We start from the raw sequence: 24,982 nt of genomic DNA, 5'->3' as shown, positions 1-24,982 counted from the left end.
AAAAATCTGTTTAAAATTTAATTCGAGCCTCAATACCAACACTATAATTATTATCCTGATTGACATCACTGGTTAAACTAATACGATTATTTAAATCATATTGTATGCCTATTTTATACAGATTGCGTGTAATCCCTGTTGTATATTTCAGCATGAATTTATCACTTAGATATTTACCAATCTCAACGTTATAAATTTCCCGATTGGCAGTATTGTTGCTTTCAGTCGACGACAGCGTATCGCGCACAACTTTGAATTCATCAACACTCAAAGCATTCCTCAACGTTGCTTCCACTTCGCTCAAAAAACTCATCTGCAAACCAACATCAAGAATATTTGCCAACTGATCTTTGCCCAAATTATTGTCTGTACCATGGGATTGATAATTGCTGCGAAGAGTCAACAGCTGCAAAATTTCCGTTTCACTCATCGATGGATCTGAGCTCAGCTTGACACTCATCATTTCCGCGGGACCATCTACTACCAGATAAACCTTAGTTCTGTCAAGTTTTGTATCGGCTTCAAGATGAATGCTTGGCAGAAGTGAATTGACTTGATTGAAATAAGCCGATGCTTCATGAACTTTAAACGATGTTTTAAGATAACTGACCGTACCGCGAATCGCTGAAATTTCACCTGAAGTCTGTGGGTGTACTGTAGTCCCGGCAAACTTAGCCTGTCCTTGCAGCATGAGGTCATAGAGAAAAGAATTATAAAGATGAACTCGTTTACCTAAATTCACGCTAATATCCAAAATAGCTGGTGGTAGTTCGGTTGTACCATTCGGCATCGCCGGAATATTAATCGTACAATCGGCCAAATCAATGTTACCAGCAATTTTAGGCATTTGCCTGCCAAATCTTTCACCAGTTGACAATGTAAGCTGACCGGTAAGCGGACCTTTATAAACTGCACTATCTAAATCAAGTTGATTCAAATTGAGAGTGAAATCATAATTAGCCAAACCGCCGCCTGTGATCAAAGTCGAACCACTCAAATCATAAGACCCTTTACCCATCACACCACTAAATTTTTTAACATTCAGCTTGTCATTGATAAATTCAAAATCAGCCTCTATATTTTGCACTGGTTTGCCAATACCTTTAAATTTCATTGCACCATTAGGAATCACAATGGAACCATTAATAAATGGATGTGCGACTGTTCCCGTAATTGTAACGCCGCCCTTCGTCGGCCCCATAGCCCACTCAACCTGTGTAGTCAAAAATGGCAGAATACTTAAATCAGCTTGATCCAATGATATTTTAAGATTCATCTGCTGATTTGGATCCGGCATTTCCCATGGTTTTGAAGTCAAAGCCACAAGCGGTACCATGCCATAAGCAGAGGCTTTGTACTGTCCTTTTTGAATAAGCAGCTGATTTACATTCACTATACCATTTTTTAAATTAAATAGACCCTTCATTGCATCAAATGTTGCAACGCCAAGGCCACCGCCTTCAATATCAATTGATACATTGGCTTCGGGGTTACCTACAGTACCACTAAATTGCGCTTCCAGATCCAAAGCTCCGGTCGCCGGCAGTTGTGAGCCCATCAAATGCATTAAAAGTGCCGCATCGATTCTTTGTGCCGAGAGCTGTGCATCTATTGGTCCATCAAGATCAATTGTGCCCGCTGCCCGGAGAATGCCTAAACCTTGTTCTCCATAAAACTTATGAATCGTAGCCACTCTATTTTCCAGTTCAATATCAAGAGAGATATTGCTAAGCGGATAGCCTTTTAATGTGCCTGATCCCATAGATCCAAGCAGTCTGACATGCGGATTATCTACGGTACCACCAAGATCAATTGTACCATTCAACTTGCCATCAACCCATTCATTTTTCAGGTTTACCATAGCCAAAATCGCTGCTAAATCAGCATTTTCCACCGTAAGTTTACCCTGGAGTGTACTCGTATTTAAATTTGTACTTCCTTGCAGCGCAAATGTACCGCCAGATTGATGAAATGTAAATGACGTAAGATTAATTGTCTCATTGCTATACTCTATATGTCCATTGATATCTGTGAGATCTTGTCCATTTAAGCTCAGTTCACTTGATTGCAGTAACCCATTAAAAACGGGTGAATCAATTGTACCTTGCAGCTTACCCACAAATTGTGCCGTACCAGAAACAGGATAAGGCATATGCAAATTTAATTTATCGAAATGTATATCATCTGCCCGAATATCAAAATCAAGATGATTATCACGGTCTGCTGTTCCGTTTAAATGCAAATTAACATTTGGTGATGTGATATAAAAATCCTTAAATGTAGTAATTCCATTTTTTCGTTCATATTTCCCATCAGCACCACTAATCAACATGCCCCGGTAGCTGCCTTCATAAAAATGCAGGCTCCCCACAGCTTCTATATCATTAAGTGTTCCCGTAAGGTGAACTGTATTATCAATATTACCGGTTATAGTTTGTCCAGGTGCTATCAGTGCCGCAAGATCTTCCATGCGAGCCCCTTGCGTGGCAATTGTCAAATCTAAATACCTGTTGCCGGTAAAGCCAACAATTCCATGGGCAGTATGTGTTATCTGTCCATTGTTTTCCATAGTGAATTCTTTGACAAAAACCCCATGTAAACTTCCTGCTGCACTACCATGCAGTGTTTGATATGGCTGATAAAACAATTGACCGTTTGCTGCCGAAAAATCTAATCTAATTTTGGGATCATCAAAGCTCCCTTTAACATGCCCTGAAAAATCCGCTGTACCACTGGCATTAATCTCAGGATTTAATTTAGCCAATAATGTCAAATCAACCTTTGATCCATAAAAATCTAAATCCAGTGTCTGTCCTTTAATGGTGCCGGAAGCTCCAATTTCACCCTGAGGCAATATAAGACTCAGTGAATCAATTGTAATCTGATCACCAGTTTTATAAAAGCTTGCATCCATTCTTTGAAAAGGATTGTTTAAATAAAAACCGTTTTGTATAGATGCGCTCCCGTAAACCAAAGCCTGATTCAGATCACTGCCTTCTCCACTAATACCGACATCAGCTGTAATCCTGCCTGAAACACCAGGAATAAATTCCTGCAATTGATTAGCATCAATATTTTCCATTTTCAGATGGGCATTGTAGGTTTCATTGCCTGAATCATATTGTCCTTGTGCTGTAACATTACCACCAAATACCTGTCCTTCAAAGGCATCAATAAATACAACATTCTTCGCAAACTTCACTTTTGCCGTTGCATTTTCAAAATGATATCCATAAGCTTCAGCCGATTTAATTTTCAACTGACCATTCGCTAGCGGATCAGCCAATGTGCCAGCAATATTCATCGTAAAAGCAACATCGCCATGAAAGGGAATATTCGGCAGCACGGTACTTGGATCAAATTTTTCTGATTCTGCGATCAGATTCATATATGAATCCATTCCGTCCATGTTGACTTTACCATGCAAAGCAAGTTTTTGATCTGCTATGACCGCATTACTAAATACCAGCAAATCTTTTTCATTAAATACAAGCAATGCATTAATATCTTCAATATCCGTATTCATAGCATTTACGGACCCGCCGCTAAGCTCAACTTCTCCATTTACGGTATAATCATCAATGTTTTTGACTTTCAGCAGTGTAACATTCACTGATTTTAAAATACCTTTTTTAATCGTAATTCCTAAATCAGCCGGTAAAAACTGCGTGTAATTTTCAACATCAAAATCACCGCCATTAATACTAACGGCCTGGTGTGCTCCACCCAAAGTACCTGAAATATCAGCATGACCCGTTTCATCGGCGAATGCCGCTTTAAAACTGACCGCCGGCTGACTGGCAAAATTAAGTTCACCATTGATTTCCGTAAGCTTTAGTGTTTTTCCATCTATTTTTCCGGTTACCATGGCATCTTCAATATAGACTTTACCCGCAAAATCATGCGTAGTCTGCTGGTTCTCACTTATAATATCGGAATAGTTCCATGTACCATCTGCATTTTGTTCAAGCAGAACGTTCGGCTTTATAATGGTAACTGACGCAATTCCTTTAAGCGGCGCAGCTTGAAACATCAGCCATGGATCGAAATTCACCTTCATGGAATCCGCTGTTACAAGTACTGCTCCAGTTTTATCATAAAGCGTAATGCCACCTGCCGTCATTGAATGAAATGAATCTATCTGAATTTGATCAAATTTCAATTTCGTTCCTACTATTTTCACTGCTTCTTGCGAAACCAACTCGCCTGCGGTTGTCATAAAGGATTGCGACTTGCTATACCAATAACCACAGAATCCAACAAGCACCACGAATATGGTTATAATTCCTATTATAATAAACGGCTTATGCCTCACTGTCTTTCCCTCCAAGCTAAACTAACCATAAAAGGGTATCTTCGACATGAACCTGCTGCCTTCCTGTTAATTAGTAGACATTTCTATTATACGCACTGTTTCTTTGAAAAAACTTTGTCATGTCTAGTAAAATACAGGACCATAGTTTCATTTTAAGGGTAAGCTCATATTATCCATCGTATCGATAATAAAAAACAGGACAGAAGCTTAATGATTGCCCTGCTTTTTATTTAAACATGCTTGAATCATCTTACTTATTTTGTGTTTTGTTTGTTGAAACCACCTTATTGTCATTATATTGACTGACATCAAGATCTACCTGTATCCCCATTGCTTTATCGAGTGTGGCTTTACTTGTATTATAATCATATAGTGTTTGAATATAATTGGTTTGTGCCGTCGTTAATGCTACTTGCGCATCAATGACATCAATATTGGTCCCCACACCGGCGCTATAACGTACCTGGGCTATTTTATAATCTTCCTGAGCTTGTGCGACAGCTACTTTTGTTGTCTGAATATTTTTTTCAGCGGATATCATACTGAGATAGGCCGTACGCACTTCCAATTGAATCGTATCGAATTGTTGATTTGCTGCAATTTCTGCTTTGTTTTTTGCAGCTTCCGCTGTTTTTATTTGTGAATTTGTTACATTACTATCAAATAAATTCCAGCTGGCCGAAACACCAATCCCCCATTTATCGGTTTGATCACCAAACGCTTTTGTATCATCGATTGTGTCACTTGCTACTAAATCTACTTGTGGTTTCTGACCTGCCTGGGCAACTTTTATAGAAGCTTCAGCCTGTTTAACTGCTTTGACAGCGGCAATTCCATCAGGGCGATGCTGCTGAGCATAAACGATACAATTATCTAAAGAAAGATCATACTTTTCGTATCTAAGTTCATCACGGATCGTAACATTCGTGTCAAGTGGAAGTCCGATAACATTATTGAAGGTGGATACGGACAAATCATAATCATTCTGTGCTGTAACCAAACTTTGCTGGGCATTTGCGAGTTCAACCTGGGAACGAAGTACATCTGACTTGGCAACTGTCCCAACTGCGTATTGCGCACTGACATTTTTCAAATGTTCCTGCAATTTATCAACAGAATCTTTATCGACTTGAACCAGGTTACGATTTTGCAAAATCGTAAAATAATCTTTCGTTACCGTAAGCTTTACAGTTTGTTTCGTGTCTTCGAGATCAAGTGCTCCAACATCAATGCCAATTTCGGCTTTTTTGATGCTGCCTTCAATTTTACCACCACTATAAATCGGTAAAGAAGCACTTAGCGTGTTGGAAAAATCTCGATCCTTGCTTGATCCAGAATAATAATTCCCACCAATTTTCTCAGCTGTTGAACTCCATGATAAGGAAACTCCATTACTGCCTTTTGCTTCCTTCAATGCCCATTTTGCGGTTTCAGTATCAGATAAAGATTGTTGAATATCCTTATTGTTTTTCAAGGCTAGTTCAATGCTTTCATCCAATGTCAAATCCACGGTATCCGCAGCCAAAGCCACCCCGCTAGCCAAAGACATGGTCATAAGTCCGCCTAATACCATAGCTGTTAATTTGTTCTTTACACTATATTTATTCACGCTAAAAATCCTCCTAAAATTATCTTCATTATATATATTTTATGTTAAAAGGTGCGGCGTATCCCAAAATACGTGACACGCTCAGCACTTTTGTTGACATTATTTGTTTGTCCAACTAAATACGTATCCGGCATAAATTCATATTGTCCTCTAAATTTCAACCTTATATCATTTGGATCATAGGCATCAAGGGAAAATTTCAATTTATCATTGATATAGCTATCTACTCCTATACCAACTTTACTATCGATGATACCAACTCTGCCTGCTAAGGTATCATTACCTGAGCCAAGCTGTAAATTGGTTTGGTCATCTCCACCAATATCGTCTACGCCCAGCAGTAAAAATTGATTTGGGCTGGTCGAAACTTTCAAATCAAAATTCGTCATCCATTGGTCTTTACCACCACTGTATAAAAAATCAATACCGGGTTCTGCTGTAATATTAGAAACTTGGCTCATCATGGTATCGGCACGGGCTGTAACATTTTTGGCACTGGCCAAAATTGTTTTAAGGTCTTGAGCCGTTTGCGGATCCGCAACTACCGGTTCCAGATTTGCTGCCATATTTTCAATGCGGCGGCTTGTACTGCTAAGATTGACAATGGCCTGCCGCATTTGCTCGGCGGTCTGACCATCTCGCGAAAAGTCTCGAATCATTCTGTCCATTCCATCGGCAGCACTTTTTGCACTTTGCGACATCATACTGAGATTTGTTATCATGACACGCAAATCTTGTTCATTATTCACTGCCATTCGCTCCATCACGATACTCATGTGATTAAAATTATCTGTCATAGTCTTAATATTTTTTGCTGACTCTATCATTGAATTTTTAACTTGTTCATTCCCCAAAACATCATTTAATGATTTGATTAGTGTTTGCAATTCATCGAGCGTTGTTCCGGCATTGGCCATTAAATATTCCATACCTCGTTCATCCACCCCTTGCACTACAGCACCATCTAATAGATAGGTATCACTTTCCATATCACCAGGCAATATATTAATGAATTTTTCTCCCATCAACCCATCGCCGCTGATTGTAACCAGCGCGTGATCCGGAATATTAATTCCAGGATTGATATGCAGCTTAACCCTTGCTCCTAAGCCATCTGCATCAACAGTTTTCACACTACCAACCGCAACTCCGGCATAACGAACAAAAGCTGCAGGTTTTAACCCATTGACCTGTTTAAATAAAACTTGTATATGATACCCTTTTTCACCGCCAAAGCTAAATCCACTTAAATGGATAACGATAAATGCTAATAATGCCAGTGAAATCAGTGTAAATGCACCAACTTTAGCTTCTGTCGACATGCGTCTGCCTCCTCTTTATTGGCTTAATTGTTCCATGAATGAATTCTCTGACCCTTAGATCTTGAGAGTTTTTAATACCATCTACATCATCAATAGCAATCAGTTCACCGTCATAAACCATGGCAATTCTGTCTGCTATATGAAAGGCACTATTCATATCATGCGTAACAACAACCGATGTAACCCCTAAGACTTGCTGCGTATTGACAATAAGTTCATCTATTTTTGCTGCCATAATTGGATCAAGTCCCGAACTTGGTTCATCATACAAAACAATTTCCGGTTCAAACGCAATCGCGCGTGCCAGACTGATACGTTTTTTCATACCACCGGATAATTCATTCGGCATCATTGCCTCAAAACCTTCCAGCTCAACCAACTTTAATTTTTCTTGAACCACTTGCTGAATCTTTTCAGAAGTAAATTTTGTATGTTCTTTAAGACCAAAGGCAACATTATCGCCAACGGTCATGGAATCAAACAGTGCTGAATATTGAAATACCATTCCCATATTGAGGCGAATCTTATCTAAATCAATTTCAGGAAGCTGGGAAATTTCTGTATCTTTAATCCAAACTTCACCACTAGTCGGCTGCAAAAGGCCAATCATCAATCTGAGTAATGTACTTTTCCCTGAACCACTGGCACCGATAATAGCCAGAGTCTCCCCTTTTTCGACATTTAGATTTATGTTATGCAAAATAATTCTTCCATTAAATTCTTTATTTACATTCTTTAAATGAATCATAATCCACCTCTATCGATACAGTATAAGCGACATAAAACAATTTGAAATAAAAATCACAATAATTGCTCCTACCACGGATTGTGTCGTCGCTTTACCAACACCTTCAGCGCCATTCGGTGCATTAAGTCCATAATAACAACCGATCACTGCAATCGCAGCACCAAAAAACACAGATTTTATCAGACCACCTGTAATATCATGTACCACTGTAAAAGTAGTAATTGACTGTATATACAGCGCCGAACTGATATTCGCATAATATGTAGATATGATCCAACCGCCAAATGTTCCAATCACATCACCACAGATAACTAATAAGGGCAGCATTAGCATGCAGGCAATCACTCTAGGCACGACCAGGTAGCCAATCGGATTGGTGGCCATAACTTTAAGAGCGTCTATCTGCTCTGTTACTTTCATCGTACTGATTTCAGCCGTAATGGCAGCACCCACTCGTCCAGCCGCCACAACGCCGGTCAATACCGGTCCTAGTTCCCTGGCCACACCAATTGCAACGATCCCACCGATTGTTGACTGTGCACCATACCGGATGAATTCATTCGCTGTCTGCAATGTAATAACCATTCCTGTAAAAAGCATTGTCAATGCAACAATTGGTAGAGTGTCCACACCAAGGCTCGCCATCTGACGTAATACATGTTTGCCGCGGGGAACATGTTTTAATTGATAAAAAATCTGTCCAATTAAAATAATAACAGCGCCAAAGCCTTCCATGACATTTATAACACGGCTGCCTACTTTCTCTAAATAATGCATAAGCATGTTTATTTGACTCCTTCGACAAACAAAATTCCTCGTAACAGTCCTTTGAAACTCCCGTGAAGACTCTTTCGAAAAAGTCATTCACCGAAGTACTATTTATTGTATCAGTATTATTTATAATAGTACATATTAGTTTACTATTTTTTTGAATAATATTCAAATTTTTTTTACAAAGCGAAAAAGAGAGATGAAATATTTTTTTTCATCCCTCTACCATTAGTTCTTTTTTCCAATTACTTGAATTGAAGTTTTGATTATATTATCAATAATATAATTTGTATCAAATTTTGCTGGTAAGTCAGCTTCCGATTTATCCAGTTTTGTTTTTTTATTTTCTACATTCACTTGGTCATTTGGTTTTATTTGATCCAATTGAGCCGATTGTTTTATAGCTGCTTCGATAGCGGCTGCCTGCTGGACTTCATTAAGCATTATTGGAGCCGCCGGACTAATAATAATTTCATTGTTTTTATTTGCTTTCATAAAAGCTGTTAACTTCTCGGACAGTGGCTGCATTTTATCTTCTTCCGGACTTAAATCAAGACCTTGCTGCTGCATAAGAAGTTGTGCAACTGGCACCAGTCCACCACCACGAATTTCTAAAGTAGTCATCCCTACTGGCTGGTTTTTTGAAATTTTATAAGGTACGATTAGAGTTTCTGCCGGTTTCCGATATGGCTTAATTTGAAGTTTTACATTAACCGTTTCACCCTGTTTTACTTTTTGTTTTTCAGGAACCGCTTCAATAATGGATGCTGTCCGGCGATTTGCATCAACTTTTATGTTAACTTTAATGCCAACAATATCTGTTTCACCCATTGTATTCGTACAAAGAAGGTTTAACGCCTGATAAATTTCAGTAATTGAAAGTTGCCCTACATCTTGAGGACTATAGTACATATTCGACCGTTTTATAACTCCGCTGTCAACGGCATTGGTCAAAATCTCAAATTCTATTTTAGCTGTGCCGGTGCCAGCACGATCAATGGTTTGATCAATCGCATTGTAGACAACCGATGCAGCCAGAGATGAAGCCAATTCTTCATCATATGCAAGTTGTACTGCATAAGTTTGGTGACGATTTAACTGCAGATCATCCACATTAATTTGTATCGGAATAACACTTGGATATCTGCCAATGACACCAGCGACACCAGCTGAACGATCCTGATTAATCCGTCCCACTAAATTACCGGGAGCACCAACTTTAAATCCCGTATTATCTCCACTCGCCGTTGTGATAATATGAGCATCTGTCATAAAATAATTGACATTACCTTTGCGTAAAAAGGGATGTCCAAAGGCAAGGACCCTGCCATTATCGACAGCAGTAACTGTACCGATTGCCGCTACGCTAAGGTCCCCTCGAACCACCTCAACACCGACCGAGCTTCCCGGTTCCAGTGTTACAGTTTCACCTTTACCTTCATATGACCCTACTGCATAAGGAACCAGATTATAAGGAGCCATCTTTTCTTTCAAAAGGTTTAGTCCTGCATCCGTAAATCCCGATACCATCAAAGGGGTCATGAGTGGTTTACTTTTTTCTGCCGCAACCGCCGCCTGCGTCGTTGCTACTGTATTTTCCGAAGCCGTTTTTATATCTGTTTTATTATCTGCAAGTATAACGGTTGGCGGCTGTTTTAAATTCACTTGTTGAATCATCGTTTTATTTTTTAGATCTGGCATATCCCAAATTTTCATCATATCATGAATCGGTGTAATAATGCAGGTACGATTGTTAATTTCTTTCCAACCACCTGATACTGCACCAATCAGTTTATCGTCAATATATACAGGGCTTCCGCTCATTCCCTGAAGAACTCCACCTGTTTTATCAATAACGGGACCGGAAGCAATCGCAATAATTCTGCCATCACTGTCTTTGCCGGCATCAATAACACCCGTGATTTCAATATCAAATGTATCAATCGTTGTTCCTTCAATAACCGTTTTTGCAATTCCATGCATACCAGTCTGGATTTGATCTGTTCCCATTATTTCTGGCATTGCTAATGCCTGGCTCCAAGGAAAGAAAACAATGATACAAAACGATACCATATAAAATTTTATGAACTTTGTCAAATATTTCACCTCTTTAGTTTCTCGGTCCTGTTAGTTATTTCGCAATTCGAACTACAACTTCGCCGCTTTTCACGTTATCACCAGGCTTCACTAATACCTGCTGCACCGTCCCTGCTGTTGTAGCACGAGATGCTGCCGCTGAACCAGTAAGTGTTGACACACGAACGAGTTCACTACCTTCTGTCACAGCTTGCCCTACCGGAACAGTCCAGGTAACCTGTCCTGTCAAAGTCGTTTTTTCATCTATCATTGAAGCGGCCGCGGTAAGTTGCGCAAGCCCAAGTAAAACACAGACTAAAACTATAGCTATCAGCTTTTTTTTATGGAGCATAATCAGCCCTCCCCTTTCGTCTCGTACCTTTATCCCTGCTGAAATTATAAACAAGTATATTTAAAGCAGGTTTACTTTCATTATAACCGATTCATCCGTAATAGCAAGATTTATCCATCGCTTTTATGCGAACACGCTACTATATCACAACAATACTCCCCTCGCAAAATTTATTTTTTTATTACAACTAAGGCTGCACCAACTTTACGTTCGCTGCCATCAGATGGGCTATTAATAATCGTACCACCAATGACCATTTCACTGGAACCCCCACCATCAAAATTAACTGCATCAACTGCACCAAAATCCTTCATCAGCTGCCCCATTTCATTCAAAGTACAACCGATACTGCTGCTTTGTCGACCATCGACCACAAATAAAAGCACATGTTTATTTTTGGTAATTCCTACTGCGGTACGAGGAGCTCGACCGCTTGCCACATCACCGCCAAATTGTTCCTGCTGTGCCGTTACATTTACAAGACCATTTTTAACCAAAGTTGGACCAACCCCAAGAATTTGTTTTGCCATATTCCAAGGTGATCCAATATCTTCTTTTATGTCCATACGATCACCAATTTTGACCGATGCTAGTGCATCCTTCGCTGTTCCATGTGCTGAAACAATAATTGTCCCCGGTAAAATTGGTGAATTTGCCTGTTTTATATCAATTACTTTATTGTTCTTAACCGTGTATTCAATTCCGTATTCATTTGTCATCGTCGAATCGTCATAATAAGAATTGTAAATCGTCAGACCATTTTCGCCGCGTTCGCAATTCACACCTGCTATAGGTAAGATTATCCCCTTACTTGACACTGTACCAGTATAATCGACTACACCAGCAACCGGTGTACCATCGGGCATGATTCCAAAAGCACTGCGGGCTAAATAGGTAGTGCTGACAATTGTTGAGTCAATCTTCGTAAGTCCTAAAAGTTCCCCGTTTAAAGCAAAGTATGAGGCGTTAACAGCCGCAATGGCATTTGTATCATCCGAGATCCCGCCAACTGTTTCACGTCCGCTGATTTTTCCATTCGCAATTGCCGGGCGTAAATTATAAAGAGCCGGATCTATATCCAAAATATGTGCCGTAAGCATCCCTAAATCATTATTTCGAACATAAGTAGTGTGAATTAACCCTGGTGCAACCTCATCTATTTGTTTGCTTTCATAATTTTTACTGATATTGATAAAAATCCGCTGTGGTCCCTGCAGTGTTTTTACAGTGTAGGCAGCTGCTCTATTTAACTCAATAATCGTCCGAAAACCTTGATTGTTTTTACTGAATATTACAGATTTAACGAGACTGTCATTTATATCTAAGTTCGCTAGATCGGTATGATTCACTGTAGCCGGAAAATCCAAAATCAAGCGAGTTCCATTGTTTTCCGTTGAAACTTTGTAATCAGGAATAACATCCACATCAAAAACAATCCTAACAGCAGCTGGCCCTGCACTAAAACGAATCCCATTAACATTTCCCTGAACACCTGCTGCCGAAACAACAGCCGTTTGCACTAAAAACAGCAAAATCACTACTAAAGCTGTTAGATTACGATATGCGAATTTCATACTAAACCACTTCCAATCAAATTTTATTGCACTATACAAGAAATTAAAAAATGTCGCTTTGTTTGACAGCCTGTCCAAAAAGAACGATGGACATCAATCCATATTTAACTTATTCAAAAAAAAAGAATACAGAGTCAGGCTGTGCCTAACTCTGTATTTATTATAATTTATTTGTTAGAAAGTGACAACTGCTTATACATCATATCTGCTAAACCAACACCACCAGCATTTGCCATTTGCTTGGTGAGTTCTGTATCCATCATGGATTGCATGATTTTTTCACCATTAGATGAACCAAACAATGGATTATCCGGTACTGTTTCCCGCATTTTAGTGTACATCAAATTTAAATACATCGCTTCGAAATCTTTACAGGTATCACGAAGTTTCTTATCGTCTTTCGCCGCTGTTGTCACTTGTGTCTGTGCTTTTTTTAATTGATCGGAAAATGTAGTATCTTCCGCGACCGTTTGCGCACTCTGCAAGCTGTTGAAGCCCGATTGAGCATTAATTCCATTTATCTGCATAAATAATACACTTCCCCCTAAATGATTTGAAGATCTGCATGAAGAGCTCCCGCTGCCTTGATTGCCTGTAATATTGATATGATATCACGTGGTGTTGCACCAACAGCATTCAGTGCACCAACGATATCATTTACATTGGCCGTGGCCTGCAAGACAATGGTATTTGCCTTATCTTCTTTCACGGTTGTCGTTGTATTTGAAGTCTTAATCGTTTCCCCTAAGGTATATGGTGCTGGCTGTGTCACATCCGTATTTTTTTGAATCGTAATATTCAAGCCGCCCTGAGCAATTGCGATTTCATCAACACCTACATTACCGCCCATTACAATCGTTCCAGTTCGTTCGTTGACAACAACTTTCGCAATATTATCTGTTGTTACATAAAGATCTTCCAGGTCCGCAACAAAACCAACAACGTTCCCCCGATAATAAGGCGGAACGGTAATGTCGACCCGTCCTGGATTTGCAGCACTTGCCACGCCCCCGTAACGAGAATTCACAGCGGCTGCTACCCGTGAAGCTGTGGTAAAATCCGGTTGACTGAGCGACAGAGAAATAGTTCCACTATCACCGAGTGAACTTTCCACTGTTTTTTCCACGATAGCACCATTTGGTGTCATCCCCACGGTAGGGAAGTTTTTCTGCTGGCTGCTTGCACCATTACCAGCAGCAAATCCGCCCGTTGAAACGGCTCCCTGCCCTACAGCATAAACTTGACCATTTGCCGCTTTTAACGGGGTCTGCAAAAGTGTTCCGCCTTGAATACTTTTTGCATCGCCCATTGATGACACTGTCATATCGATTGTATCCCCTTCACGGACAAAAGGCGGCAGAGTAGCCGTGACCATAACAGCAGCCACATTTTTTGTTTTCAAGGATGATGCCGTAATATTTACGCCAAATTCTTTCAGCATATTTGCTACGGATTGCAATGTTTCAAGTGTTTTATTTGAATCGCCTGTACCAGATAATCCGACGACAATTCCATAGCCCACAAGCTGATTGGAACGAACGCCCTGGACTTTAGCAATATCTTTAATTCTGCTGCTGACTACACTCGCTGCGGCAAAAGCCGTGCTAAACGACAGAGACAAGACGATCAATGTCAAAATTGCTGTAATTTTAGATAGTTTATGCATAGTTACCTCCATCAGATATTAAAATAATATATTTAATACCTGCGTCAAAATACCCTGACGTTGTTTTGCATTAAGTGGACCTTTTCCATCAAATTTAAGAGTAGCATTCGCCACCAGGTTCGATGGAACTGTATTATTTGATGTTACATCATCTCGGCGAACAATACCATTCAAAGTAATTTTATGTTCATCTTTATTTTGCCAAATTGATTGTGTTCCCTCGACGACCATGTTGCCGTTTGGTTGTACTTCTTTAACCGTAACGGACACATTACCCGTGACGCTGTTATTTGCACTGGCAGCACCATTTGCTTTAAAACTGTCTGAACCAGCAGCTGAGGCTGCATTCAAAAACGTAAAAATCCCCACTCCAGCACTTAAGCTTTGGCTGCCTGATTTTGAGTTGGTATCACTTTTCGTTGTACTTGTTTTTGTTGATTCACTGATCACAATCGTAAGAATATCACCGACATTTCTTGCCTTATGATCGGCAAATAAATTCATCGCCCCATTATCGACCCAAAGCGACTCTGCTGCTGCAGATTGGATATTCGCAAAAGTCAAACTTCCCAGAACGACACAAAAAACCAATATATTTTTAATCCATTTATCCATTACTATCACCCGTTTTCATTAAGCTGCTACTTGGACCGTATCAGCATCAATAACTGTTCCGCTAACGATTTTTTTCGTAACGGTATTACGAACACGAATAACCTGCCCATTTTTACCATCTTGCAGAGCAATGCCTTGCGTTTGCACATTTGCATCACCTATTTTAGCGGTAATATGAATCATACTTCCTGTTTTAAGAACCACTGGCTTATCGAGCATAGATTCCTCTAAGACAATACCACTATTTGTCATCCGTTTCATAATAAAGCCAATTGGTTTCTTACTATCCGTCATATACCCAGCCATCAATGCATTAATTTCTTTTTTTTCTACATGAATATCATCTGGTGTGACTAGTTCTCCCGCAGCCATTATACGATTCGTCACGACCACAGACTCATACATATGAACTTTGGCACGAAAAAAAGCTTTTTTATAGGGCTGACCATCAACGTTCACCCAAATATAAACACTAGTTGGCACAACAGATTTCACCCCCAAAGGTATCGACAAATCATAAGATATTGTCCCCATTGGCACCCTCATTGGTTTAGGAACTGTCAAAACCTCGAGTGTATATTCCCGTTTATCCTGCTGTGACTTAAGTTGATCCGTGATCGCTTTTTGACCCATTTCAGAAAACATTTCACTGGCAATCGTTTGTGAATCGGTACTAATTGCAATCGTGTCAGGAATAGTCCAAGAAATATCATCACAGTTTACACCAGAAGATCGTGTTCTAAGTTCAAAAACACGTGATGATAAAAGTATCTTCTGCCCCGGTACAGGAATAGTTCCCAGCTTCATAGCACTTAATTCAGCCGCACGGTTTACATCATCACAACTGATTTGTGCAATATCCCCCAACAAAATTTCCGATTTAGAAATCGTCACATTATCATAAACCGAAATCACTGCTGGTGCTGCCGCCAGAACTGTTGCAGCTGAGATAAAACATACCATGCTAATACACAAAATACAAAATTTTTTAATCATAATACTTATCGTTTAAGACCATTAGCTACTTCCAGCATCGAATCTGATGTTGTGATAGCCTTCGAATTCGTTTCATAAGCACGCTGGGCGATAATCATATTTACCATTTCTTCCGCAATCTGTACATTTGACATTTCCAACGAGTTTTGTACAAGTTTTCCTGCGCCATCTTCCCCCGGGTTCCCCACAATTGGATCACCTGATGCTGCCGATTGTTCAAACAAATTATTGCCAATACTCATAAGCCCTGATGGATTTACAAATCGAGCCAGTGTAATCTGTCCAACTTCTTCAGGAGTCGTAGTCCCAGCTGCTTTAGCTGAAACACGCCCATCTGCTGCAATCGTAATCGTATCACTCGGAGCATTTTCTGGTATATAAATTTCCGGTTCGAGCGGATACCCTTCCGTTGTAACCAAACGGCGATTTTCATCGAGTTTCAAGGATCCATCACGTGTATAACCAATGGTCCCGTCGGGCATGGTAATCTGCAAAAAGCCTTCACCATCGACCATTACATCTGTAGGATTGTCTGTAGTCTGATTATTACCCTGCGTGAAAATACGATTCGTAGCTGATAAACGAGCCCCATGTCCCATTTGCAATCCGCCTGGATACTGCGTATCGGCACCACTAGGCGCACCAGCCTGACGTAAAGTCTGATACATAAGATCTTCAAACTCAGCGCGTTGTTTCTTGAAACCAGTTGTATTTACATTCGCTAAATTGTTTGCAATAACATCCATGTGTGATTGCTGCGTTCCCATACCCGTTGCAGCTGTCCAAAGTGCTCTCATCATAATAGCAAAACTCCTATCATTATATATGTGTTTCTTTCGTTTTACATTCCACTAAGGACCAAAAAAGCTTTATTTTTTTAAATAAAGCCTTATGATCCTGTTCTTACTTTTATTATCGTAAAAAAACAGAAAATCTTAAGTCCTATTTTTCTAAAAAAACAGATTAAATTTAAAGGAAGCGAAAAAAGAAAGTTCCTCTAAACTTCCCTTTTCCGCTTCCTTTCATTCGTTTATAAACGTCCGACTTCATTTACAGCCTTGTCAAGCAGGCTGTCCTGCGTCGTCACCGATTTTGAATTTGCTTCATACATTCGGTAATTATTGATCAACTGCACCATTTCAGATACAACATTGACATTCGATTTTTCAAGTACACCTTGCGATATAGTTCCCGTTGCCGCGGTTGGCTGCGCTCCTTGCTGAGGGGAAAATAAATTATTTCCTTCTTTTAAGAGTGCACGTCGATCTTGAAAATCAACGAGCTGCAATGTTGTCAGCGGTTGATTATCCGCATAGACCTGACCATTCGCACCAAATGTAAGTTTTGCATTTTGCGGCAATGTAACTGGTCTATTATTATTATCAAGAACAGCTTGTCCATCAACAGTCACAAGTTGACCGATATCCGAACGGTAAAAATTACCATTACGTGTATATCGATTCCCCTGCGGTGTATTTACGACAAAATAACCCTTACCTGATATAGCCAAATCATAAGGGTTCCCGGTTGTTTGCAATGCACCCTGATCTTGAATGGTTGCAATTTCAGATACTTTCGAGCCTCGCCCCAGCGGACCAACAACAGGTGCTTCCGAACCAACACTGAAGCCCTTAATTGAAGTTGCATTATTTTGTTTATCATTGATTCGATGTAATAAAATAGCCTCAAACTCTTCACTTACCATCGTATCTTTTTTATAACCTGTCGTATCTACATTGGCCAAATTATTTGAAATTGTATCTGTTCGCAGCGATTCTGTAATCATCCCACTGGCTGCTGTATATAAACCACGTAACATTTAATCATACTCCAATCTATTCGTTCATGTCGGTAAGACTATATTGCTACGTGCCAGCCTTACCCTTTAAAGTTATTTGTTCTCAATGAAGTTAATCCATCTTCGATTTTATCCATCGAATCAAGAGCCTTACCTGTTCCAAGAGCTACGCAAGATAAAGGATCTTCCGCTAAATACGTAGGTATGCCGGTTTCATGCTGAATGAGTTTGTCCAAACCAAACAGCATGGATCCGCCCCCTGTCATAACAATACCACGATCCATAATATCCGCTGATAGTTCCGGTGGTGTATCTTCGAGTACTTTTTTGACACATTGTACAATACGGTTTACTGGTTCATCAAGGGCTTCACAAGTTTCATTAACAACCATTTTAATTGTTTTCGGCAATCCTGAAAGTAAATCGCGGCCACGAACATCAAAAGACCCTTCACGGGCATTACGGCTGGCGGAACCAATCGTAATCTTAATTTCTTCGGCTGTACGTTCGCCTATCATCATGTTATATTCTTTTTTGACATAACGAATAATTGCCTCATCAAATTTATCACCGCCAATACGCAGCGATTCACTGATAACGATACCGCCTAAACTAATTACCGCAATATCGGTTGTACCACCACCGATATCAACAACCATTGAACCATACGGTTCAGAAATTTCAAGTCCGGCACCAAGTGCTGCTGCTAAAGGTTCTTCAATCAAATACGTCTTACGGGCTCCAGCCTGGACAGCCGCTTCTAAAACAGCTCTCTTTTCAACAGTCGTTACGCCGGATGGAATACAAATCATAATACGAGGTTTAAACATGAAATTTTTACCAGCGACTTTTTCAATAAAGTGCCGCAGCATGCTTTCCGTTGTGTCATAATCAGCAATAACACCTTCGCGCAATGGACGGATTGCTACAATATTCCCTGGGGTCCGGCCAATCATTCGGCGAGCTTCTTCTCCAATTTCAAGAACTTTATTTGTATCTCGGTCAATTGCAACAACAGAAGGCTCTCTTAGTACGATTCCCTTGCCTTTTATATAAACTAAAACATTGGCGGTTCCTAAATCTACCCCAATATCCATTGACATTCCAAACATATGATTTATATTCCCCTTCCAAAATGATCTATTCCTAGATTTTTTTCCTACTTTATTATACACTATTGCATAATAGATTGCGTGGGTTTTCCTTTAAATATTTATGCAATGTAAAATATTTTTGTCACTTTTATTAATATATAATAAATTAGAAGGGTTGACAATAGGAATCTAGTTTGTGTTGTCAAAAATACAGCATCTTGCTCAAACATAAAGATATCATTCTAAAAACAAGTAAATTTAACTAAAAATTAAATCATATACTAGTTTTATCGTAAAAAAAAGATAAAACTTAATAGCCTAAAAAAAATTGAGCTATTGGTCTTAGACCTAAAGCTCATAAAAGAATGGAAGAATATATAATGAAAAATGTTTTAGAAAAAGATATGAACCCAGATATGCTATTAAAAACAGAACAGTTATATGAAATAGTCCAGCCACTTTTACGCTGGTATCACAGCCAGGCTCGTATACTTCCGTGGCGTGAAGATCCTACCCCCTACCGCGTATGGATTTCTGAAATCATGCTGCAACAGACTCGTGTGGAAGCCGTCAAGCCATATTTTGAACATTTCATCACAGCTCTTCCTACTATAAAAGATTTAGCTGACGTGCCGCTTGATTCACTATTAAAATTATGGGAAGGGCTAGGCTACTATACCAGGGCCCGTAATCTACAAAAAGCTGCCCAGCAAATTGTTGCTTGTTTTGGCGGGACTATGCCAAATGACTATAATGATCTTTTAAGTTTACCGGGAGTTGGTCGTTATACAGCCGGTGCAATCAGCTCAATTGCTTTCGGTCAAACTCGCGCTGCTGTTGATGGAAATGTATTGCGGGTAATTAGTCGAATCCTTGCGTATCATGAAGACATTATGTCTGCTAAAGTCAAACTGACTATCGAGCAAAAGCTGGAAAATATTTTACCCGCTGCACAGGCAGGCGATTTCAATCAAGCTCTCATGGAACTTGGTGCAATGATCTGCCTGCCCAAAGCAGCTGCAAAATGTCCGTTATGTCCCCTAAAGCAGCTTTGCCTTGCTATGGCCCAGAATATTGTTCCATATTTGCCTGTAAAAAAAGCAAAAAAAGCACGTCGAATTGAAAAGCGAACCATCTTGTTATTTGTCGAATCAGGTCGAACGGCACTAATGAGGCGACCAGCTGCTGGATTACTCGCCTCAATGTGGGAATTACCAAATCTCGACGGCCATATTCCGGAAAAATCCGCGTTTCAATACGCACGCAGCCTCGGTCTTATAGTAAAGAGCATCACCGTTCTTCCTGCCGCCAAACATGTTTTTTCACATGTAGAATGGCATATGATCGGCTATCAGATTAATCTGAACCCCGCCAGAAACATTGCTGAAACAAAAGCTGCTTATGCTACCACACAAGTGGCTCCCCTGCCTCAGCTGCATTGGGCAGCCAAAAATGAGCTTCATGCCGATTATGCCATCCCAACTGCATTTAAAGCCTATATTGATATTTTTACAAAATAATTTTATGAAGTGAATTGTCATCGTGCCTGCTGCTTAATAAACGCGATTCTTTATAATGAACATATTATTTTACCAATTACAAATTACCGATTTTTTCTTCCAAATTACACAGGGTTCTATAATGTTAATATTTATTGAATTGCTGTCTTGCTTGCTTTATCGCTGCCACAAATACTTCTGCTGCCTGTGTTACCTTTTGATAATCTCCATCGTTGCTATGCGCTTTTGTTATATAACTGCCCACGCCAACAGCAACGCAGCCAGCAGCCAGCCATTCACCAACATTCTCAGGGGTCACACCGCCGGTTGGTACAAGTGCCGCTTGCGGCAATGGACCATTCAATGTTTTTACATAATTGCTTCCAAATAGATCAGCTGGGAAAATTTTTACAATATCCGCACCCGCTTGAATAGAATTGAAAATTTCCGTTGGTGTTAAAGCCCCAGAAATAGTCACAATTTGATAATTATTCGCGAACTCAATCATCTTTGGATTCAAATTTGGGCTGACTAACAATTGAGCACCTGCTAAAACAGCAGCCGCAGCATCTTCTGAAGTAAGAACGGTACCAGCGCCAATAACAATTCCTGTTTTACTATATTCTTCTGTTAATCGTTTAATAACCGTCAATGCATTCGGAACAGAAAATGTAATTTCAAGTGCTTTTGCGCCTCCCTTAATTGCCGCTTTAGCAATTTGATAAGCATCTTCTGTATCTGATGAACGGATAATCACTACCATTCCACCATCTGTAATTGTTTTTAAAATTTCAAATTTTGTCCACATACGTATACATCATCCTTTTTTTATAAATAGAAAACTCCCTAATTTTAATGCAAGTTATAATACGTTAATGTTTCTTGGATTTTCTCATCGATTTTTGCGTTAACAGCACTCACTGGAGAACGTGCAGATCCTACATTGATTCCAGATAAAGTCACAGCACGTTTAATAACAGACGGTATGGTCCCGAGTTTCAAAACCGTTCGCAGTTTTTCAATTTCGTCTTGATTTTTTTGTGCCTGTACCAAATCACCTTTTATAAAGTTCCGATAAATAGCCACATCAATGTCTGTCAACAAATTACTGGTTGCCGCAATTGCACCAACTGCACCAATTTGAAGAGCCTTTAGTATAAGTGAATCCGATCCTGATAATACAGAAAAATCCTCGCCCTTACTTACATTGATATAAGCTTCGATATTAGAAATATCACCACTGCTGTCTTTGATTCCGACAATATTCTCTATTCGGGCTAATTCACGTACACTTTCTGGAGCTATATTAATCCCCGTATTTTTCGGGATATTATAGAGAACAATTGGCCTGTTTACCTTGGCTGCAATACATTTATAATGCTCTACCAGCTCATTTTGTTTAATTGGTACCAAAAAAGGCGTAATAATTGATAGTGCATCTGCTCCGACTTTTTCCATACGTTTCGATAATTCAATAACGTGTTTGGTACTATTGCCCCCAGTACCTACATAAACAGGCACACGTTTATTCACTGCCTTGACAACCATTTCTGTAAAATCGATTTTCTCATCGTCATTCAGAACATGAAATTCCCCATTGGTTCCCAAAATAAATATTCCGTCTATGCCTTTGCTGATTAATTTGTTTATCAACTTTTGTGCAGCAGCCTGATTGATGTTTTGGTTTTCATCAAATGGTGTAACCATCGCCGTAATAATGCCTTTTAACTGCATTTCGTTCAGCTCACTTTCCTTGAAGAATAGATTTCCCCAACGCACCACCTGGATGCCATTTTATATATTGTTCCAAATTTAATCCTTTTTCATATTCCAAAATCACACTTAGACATTGTAAAACAATGATTTCTGCCAGAATAGAAGTACGCGGCGGTTTATTTAAAATATCGCCTTCTACTTTAACCCCAGCAAACAAAGTCACATTCGCCTGTTTTGCCAGCCAAGAATTTTTGTTTCCAGTGACTGCAATAATCTTAGCACCATTGTTTTTTAATGTTGTTATCGTCTGTTGCAGTTCTTTCGTTTCGCCGCTATTACTGATGGCAATAACCACATCACCTGCAGCTACCTGTCCTGCAGACCCATGTATGGCCTCTGTTCCATGCAATTCATAAGCTGCAGTCCCCGTTGATGATAGAAGTGATGCAATATAGCCAGCCACATGCCCTGGTTTTCCAATACCCGTAACGTGGACACGATTTTTATTTTTCTCAGCTTCAATAATTAGCTTTTTTCCCAAATCAATGGCTTCCATATCCAGTTCATCGGCAAAACTATAAACTTCACCGATGGAAATTTTCACATATTCTCGTAGTGCTTTTTTATTTTTTAAATTCATATATTTTTGCCTCCTCAAACGGTCTGTCTATACGGTTTTATCTTCTAATATTCTGAATTTAGCTTTTCTAGGCGAACATTCCCTAAAAAACACTTAGCAGACTATTTAGCAGCATACCGATCATATTATAATCAACATTTGGGAACGTTGACCCTAACACACCCATATCACCATATAATGGATACAATACACATGGCAGAAATGCTAGTAATAACCCAACAACAAAGGAACCTGCTACAGCCCCTCGCCAGCCGCCATAAGCATTGCCAAACACACCTGCCGTTCCTCCTGAAAAGAAACATATATGCGCAGCTGGAATAATTACAACTGAAAATTTAAAAACAACCATCGTCACAATTGCCAGCAGCCCTGCAGCGTAAGAACAAAGGAACCCGACAATAACTGCCGTTGGCGCATAAGGAAATATAGTTGGTACGTCTAAAGCCGGACGAGATCCCGGAATGAATTTCTCGGAAATAGCAACAAATGCTTCTGTAATTTCTCCCAAGAACATGCGCACACCTGTCATCAGTACAGACATCCCTGCTGTGAATTGAAAAGCCTGCAACAATGGAAATACCAACCAATGTGTCGTACCGGACAATTTCGTAACAGCTTCTGGTCCTGCTGCAAAAGCAGAAACATAAAACAGAAGCAGCATCACAAACGCACAGCCCATTAAGAAGTCACGAAAAAAAGATAACCAACTAGGAAAATTAATATCCTCGGTGGTTTCATCTCCCCACTTAATAAATAATTTACCGATATATCCGGATAATGCATAACCAAGCATGTTAAAATGTCCAATCGCCTGATCATCATTGCCTGTCATCTTACGCATAAAAGGCTGGCAAAGTTCTGGTAAAAACGCAGAACAAAAACCTAAAATAATACCTCCGGTAAGAATTGCAACCCCATCGCTAAACCCATGAAATTTTAAAATAAGGCCCAAAACACAAGCAAAAAACAGACTATGCCCCCCAGTAAAGAAAACATTTTTAAATCTTGTAACACGCGCAAAAAACAGATTCATAATAAACCCTAAAATCAAAATGGAGGATGTTACAAAACCATATGTGCTCTGCGCTAACGCAGTAGCCGCTTCTGGTGATGTGATAACTCCCGATACATGAAAGCCTGTCTGAAACAATTCATTAAAATTCTTCAAAGCTCCAGTCATGGTACTTGCACCAATTCCAAAGATCAAAAATCCAATTGCGGTCTTCGATGCTCCAGTGAATATCTCCGTCCCTGTTTTTTTCTGTGCCAACAATCCAATCAGGGCAACCAAACCCAGCATAATAGCAGGATTACTTAATAAACTTACTAAAAATTCCATTATTGCTCCTCCATTTTATAAAAATAATCTTTTCTTACTGCAAATTTTATATAAACTGTTTTTTTTAATGAATTATGGATGCTTATTCTTTTGTACTTTCTTCAACCAAAAATTTTTTCAGCTTATCAAAAATCTCTATTTTATTCATAATATTGTCTATACCAACAATTTTTTGTTTTAATTTTTTTGCTTTTAATTCTTTCGCAACATCACTTAATGTAATAATGACTTGTCCATTAAAACCCATAATAGAATCTAATGATCCATGTTCAATTTTAATTGGTAAATCATGTTCCTTAATTACCTGATTCAGTTTGATTTTCAGCATTAAACTCGACCCTACACCTGCACGGCAGGCAACTAATCCTTTGTATTGCATTTTCATTCACCCTTTTTTTATAAATTTTTAATAAAATTCATTATTTCTGATGGTTTTTCGGCACAATCTAATAATTCATAAAAATCTTTACGTTCCAATAACTCCATCAGTTCTGCTAAAGCATTCAAGTGACTGTTATTATCTGCAGCACTTAAACAGAATAAATATTTTACTGGGTCATTTTCTTTATTACCAAATGCAACAGGATTTTTTAATGTTGCAATACCAATAGCACTTTCAATGGCCCCGGCTTCCGGTCTGGCATGTGGCAAAGCAACATACTTCGTGATTACGATATACGGACCAGTTTCTTGCACGGCTTTTATAATGGCATCAATATAAGCGTGCGTAATTTTTCCATTTTGCAGCAATGCATCTGCTGATTTTTGAATCGCCTCCTGCCAATTTTTTGCATCTATATTTAGCCGAACAAGGCCTTCGCTAGTTAAGTCTTTTAGCATACTACTTAGCTC

Annotated in this window: 22 protein-coding genes; 1 reads left to right on the top strand and 21 read right to left on the bottom strand. The window is 39.4% G+C overall.

What is annotated here, in order from left to right:
* Positions 1-10 precede the first annotated feature (10 nt).
* The 15 genes from F606_RS0100360 to mreB all read right to left on the bottom strand — a co-directional run bounded on the left by F606_RS0100360 (position 11) and on the right by mreB (position 18,954).
* A complete protein-coding gene (locus F606_RS0100360) occupies positions 11-4,315 on the bottom strand; it encodes a translocation/assembly module TamB domain-containing protein (protein ID WP_019551866.1) in 4,305 nt (1,434 codons plus the stop codon).
* 250 nt (positions 4,316-4,565) lie between these two features.
* Positions 4,566-5,924, bottom strand: coding sequence for a TolC family protein (locus F606_RS0100355; RefSeq protein ID WP_019551865.1), 1,359 nt, complete (start codon positions 5,922-5,924; stop codon positions 4,566-4,568).
* Between the two features lie 44 nt (positions 5,925-5,968).
* The gene (locus F606_RS0100350) at positions 5,969-7,246 is read right to left on the bottom strand and encodes an MlaD family protein (protein WP_019551864.1); all 1,278 of its coding nucleotides are present in this window, start codon (positions 7,244-7,246) and stop codon (positions 5,969-5,971) included.
* Complete coding sequence (locus F606_RS0100345; RefSeq protein WP_019551863.1) at positions 7,230-7,994, bottom strand: ABC transporter ATP-binding protein; 765 nt, start codon at positions 7,992-7,994, stop codon at positions 7,230-7,232. Before F606_RS0100345 ends, F606_RS0100350 begins: the two co-directional genes overlap by 17 nt.
* Positions 7,995-8,003: 9 nt before the next feature.
* Complete coding sequence (locus F606_RS0100340) at positions 8,004-8,777, bottom strand: MlaE family ABC transporter permease (protein ID WP_019551862.1); 774 nt, start codon at positions 8,775-8,777, stop codon at positions 8,004-8,006.
* Between the two features lie 216 nt (positions 8,778-8,993).
* The gene (locus tag F606_RS20250) at positions 8,994-10,862 is read right to left on the bottom strand and encodes a SpoIVB peptidase S55 domain-containing protein (RefSeq protein ID WP_019551861.1); all 1,869 of its coding nucleotides are present in this window, start codon (positions 10,860-10,862) and stop codon (positions 8,994-8,996) included.
* 34 nt (positions 10,863-10,896) lie between these two features.
* Positions 10,897-11,193 carry a biotin/lipoyl-containing protein gene (locus F606_RS0100330; RefSeq protein ID WP_019551860.1) on the bottom strand — a complete coding sequence of 99 codons (297 nt, stop codon included), beginning with the start codon at positions 11,191-11,193 and terminating at the stop codon, positions 10,897-10,899.
* Between the two features lie 170 nt (positions 11,194-11,363).
* The gene (locus tag F606_RS0100325) at positions 11,364-12,767 is read right to left on the bottom strand and encodes a phosphodiester glycosidase family protein (protein WP_019551859.1); all 1,404 of its coding nucleotides are present in this window, start codon (positions 12,765-12,767) and stop codon (positions 11,364-11,366) included.
* Positions 12,768-12,934: 167 nt separating this feature from the next.
* On the bottom strand, positions 12,935-13,294 hold the full coding sequence (locus F606_RS0100320) for a rod-binding protein (protein ID WP_019551858.1): 360 nt from the start codon (positions 13,292-13,294) through the stop codon (positions 12,935-12,937).
* Positions 13,295-13,311: 17 nt separating this feature from the next.
* Positions 13,312-14,433: a flagellar basal body P-ring protein FlgI gene (locus F606_RS0100315; RefSeq protein ID WP_019551857.1), complete on the bottom strand. Its 1,122-nt coding sequence runs from the start codon at positions 14,431-14,433 to the stop codon at positions 13,312-13,314.
* 18 nt (positions 14,434-14,451) lie between these two features.
* Entirely contained in the window at positions 14,452-15,048 is a 597-nt protein-coding gene (locus F606_RS0100310; RefSeq protein ID WP_019551856.1) for a flagellar basal body L-ring protein FlgH, read from the bottom strand.
* Between the two features lie 18 nt (positions 15,049-15,066).
* A complete protein-coding gene (gene flgA / locus F606_RS0100305) occupies positions 15,067-16,011 on the bottom strand; it encodes a flagellar basal body P-ring formation chaperone FlgA (protein WP_169558408.1) in 945 nt (314 codons plus the stop codon).
* Positions 16,012-16,049: 38 nt separating this feature from the next.
* Positions 16,050-16,844, bottom strand: a complete 795-nt coding sequence (gene flgG / locus F606_RS0100300; RefSeq protein ID WP_019551854.1) for a flagellar basal-body rod protein FlgG — start codon at positions 16,842-16,844, stop codon at positions 16,050-16,052.
* Positions 16,845-17,074: 230 nt separating this feature from the next.
* The gene (flgF, locus tag F606_RS0100295; protein WP_019551853.1) at positions 17,075-17,863 is read right to left on the bottom strand and encodes a flagellar basal-body rod protein FlgF; all 789 of its coding nucleotides are present in this window, start codon (positions 17,861-17,863) and stop codon (positions 17,075-17,077) included.
* Between the two features lie 59 nt (positions 17,864-17,922).
* Positions 17,923-18,954 carry a rod shape-determining protein gene (mreB, locus tag F606_RS0100290; protein WP_019551852.1) on the bottom strand — a complete coding sequence of 344 codons (1,032 nt, stop codon included), beginning with the start codon at positions 18,952-18,954 and terminating at the stop codon, positions 17,923-17,925.
* Between the two features lie 362 nt (positions 18,955-19,316).
* Here mreB and mutY point away from each other — a divergent pair, with 362 nt between their 5' ends.
* Entirely contained in the window at positions 19,317-20,456 is a 1,140-nt protein-coding gene (gene mutY / locus F606_RS0100285) for an A/G-specific adenine glycosylase (protein ID WP_019551851.1), read from the top strand.
* Between the two features lie 124 nt (positions 20,457-20,580).
* On the opposite strand, the gene F606_RS0100280 is transcribed toward mutY, so the two are convergent.
* The 6 genes from F606_RS0100280 to F606_RS0100255 all read right to left on the bottom strand — a co-directional run bounded on the left by F606_RS0100280 (position 20,581) and on the right by F606_RS0100255 (position 24,970).
* Positions 20,581-21,243 (bottom strand): bifunctional 4-hydroxy-2-oxoglutarate aldolase/2-dehydro-3-deoxy-phosphogluconate aldolase, encoded by a 663-nt coding sequence (locus tag F606_RS0100280; RefSeq protein ID WP_019551850.1) that lies wholly within the window; start codon positions 21,241-21,243, stop codon positions 20,581-20,583.
* A gap of 44 nt (positions 21,244-21,287) precedes the next feature.
* Complete coding sequence (gene dapA, locus F606_RS0100275; RefSeq protein WP_019551849.1) at positions 21,288-22,169, bottom strand: 4-hydroxy-tetrahydrodipicolinate synthase; 882 nt, start codon at positions 22,167-22,169, stop codon at positions 21,288-21,290.
* Positions 22,170-22,179: 10 nt separating this feature from the next.
* Entirely contained in the window at positions 22,180-22,791 is a 612-nt protein-coding gene (locus tag F606_RS0100270; RefSeq protein ID WP_019551848.1) for an SIS domain-containing protein, read from the bottom strand.
* An 82-nt stretch (positions 22,792-22,873) separates the two neighbouring features.
* On the bottom strand, positions 22,874-24,130 hold the full coding sequence (locus F606_RS0100265) for a PTS ascorbate transporter subunit IIC (protein ID WP_019551847.1): 1,257 nt from the start codon (positions 24,128-24,130) through the stop codon (positions 22,874-22,876).
* An 82-nt stretch (positions 24,131-24,212) separates the two neighbouring features.
* On the bottom strand, positions 24,213-24,509 hold the full coding sequence (locus F606_RS0100260) for a PTS sugar transporter subunit IIB (RefSeq protein WP_019551846.1): 297 nt from the start codon (positions 24,507-24,509) through the stop codon (positions 24,213-24,215).
* A gap of 17 nt (positions 24,510-24,526) precedes the next feature.
* Positions 24,527-24,970 carry a PTS sugar transporter subunit IIA gene (locus F606_RS0100255; RefSeq protein WP_019551845.1) on the bottom strand — a complete coding sequence of 148 codons (444 nt, stop codon included), beginning with the start codon at positions 24,968-24,970 and terminating at the stop codon, positions 24,527-24,529.
* Between the last annotated feature and the right edge of the window lie 12 nt (positions 24,971-24,982).

Origin of the sequence: Propionispira raffinosivorans DSM 20765 (genome assembly GCF_000381065.1) — a bacterium.
Taxonomy (GTDB): Bacteria; Bacillota; Negativicutes; order Selenomonadales; family Selenomonadaceae; genus Propionispira; species Propionispira raffinosivorans.
Note: the sequence above shows the minus strand (reverse complement) of the source record. Positions and strands in the feature narration are given on the sequence as shown.

Bases quoted from the DNA above. Each gene is read 5' to 3' on its own strand.
- F606_RS0100260 (WP_019551846.1), bottom strand. From the start codon at position 24,509: ATGCAATACAAAGGATTAGTTGCCTGCCGTGCAGGTGTAGGGTCGAGT.
- F606_RS0100265 (WP_019551847.1), bottom strand. From the start codon at position 24,130: ATGGAATTTTTAGTAAGTTTATTAAGTAATCCTGCTATTATGCTGGGT.
- mreB (WP_019551852.1), bottom strand. From the start codon at position 18,954: ATGTTTGGAATGTCAATGGATATTGGGGTAGATTTAGGAACCGCCAAT.
- F606_RS0100310 (WP_019551856.1), bottom strand. From the start codon at position 15,048: ATGGATAAATGGATTAAAAATATATTGGTTTTTTGTGTCGTTCTGGGA.
- F606_RS0100350 (WP_019551864.1), bottom strand. From the start codon at position 7,246: ATGTCGACAGAAGCTAAAGTTGGTGCATTTACACTGATTTCACTGGCA.
- F606_RS0100340 (WP_019551862.1), bottom strand. From the start codon at position 8,777: ATGCTTATGCATTATTTAGAGAAAGTAGGCAGCCGTGTTATAAATGTC.
- F606_RS0100345 (WP_019551863.1), bottom strand. From the start codon at position 7,994: ATGATTCATTTAAAGAATGTAAATAAAGAATTTAATGGAAGAATTATT.
- F606_RS0100330 (WP_019551860.1), bottom strand. From the start codon at position 11,193: ATGCTCCATAAAAAAAAGCTGATAGCTATAGTTTTAGTCTGTGTTTTA.
- F606_RS0100280 (WP_019551850.1), bottom strand. From the start codon at position 21,243: ATGTGGACAAAATTTGAAATTTTAAAAACAATTACAGATGGTGGAATG.
- F606_RS0100315 (WP_019551857.1), bottom strand. From the start codon at position 14,433: ATGCATAAACTATCTAAAATTACAGCAATTTTGACATTGATCGTCTTG.
- flgF (WP_019551853.1), bottom strand. From the start codon at position 17,863: ATGTTACGTGGTTTATATACAGCAGCCAGTGGGATGATTACAGAATCG.
- F606_RS0100270 (WP_019551848.1), bottom strand. From the start codon at position 22,791: ATGAATTTAAAAAATAAAAAAGCACTACGAGAATATGTGAAAATTTCC.
- F606_RS0100255 (WP_019551845.1), bottom strand. From the start codon at position 24,970: ATGCTAAAAGACTTAACTAGCGAAGGCCTTGTTCGGCTAAATATAGAT.
- flgG (WP_019551854.1), bottom strand. From the start codon at position 16,844: ATGATGAGAGCACTTTGGACAGCTGCAACGGGTATGGGAACGCAGCAA.
- F606_RS0100325 (WP_019551859.1), bottom strand. From the start codon at position 12,767: ATGAAATTCGCATATCGTAATCTAACAGCTTTAGTAGTGATTTTGCTG.
- F606_RS0100320 (WP_019551858.1), bottom strand. From the start codon at position 13,294: ATGCAGATAAATGGAATTAATGCTCAATCGGGCTTCAACAGCTTGCAG.
- mutY (WP_019551851.1), top strand. From the start codon at position 19,317: ATGAAAAATGTTTTAGAAAAAGATATGAACCCAGATATGCTATTAAAA.
- flgA (WP_169558408.1), bottom strand. From the start codon at position 16,011: ATGGTATGTTTTATCTCAGCTGCAACAGTTCTGGCGGCAGCACCAGCA.
- dapA (WP_019551849.1), bottom strand. From the start codon at position 22,169: ATGCAGTTAAAAGGCATTATTACGGCGATGGTTACACCATTTGATGAA.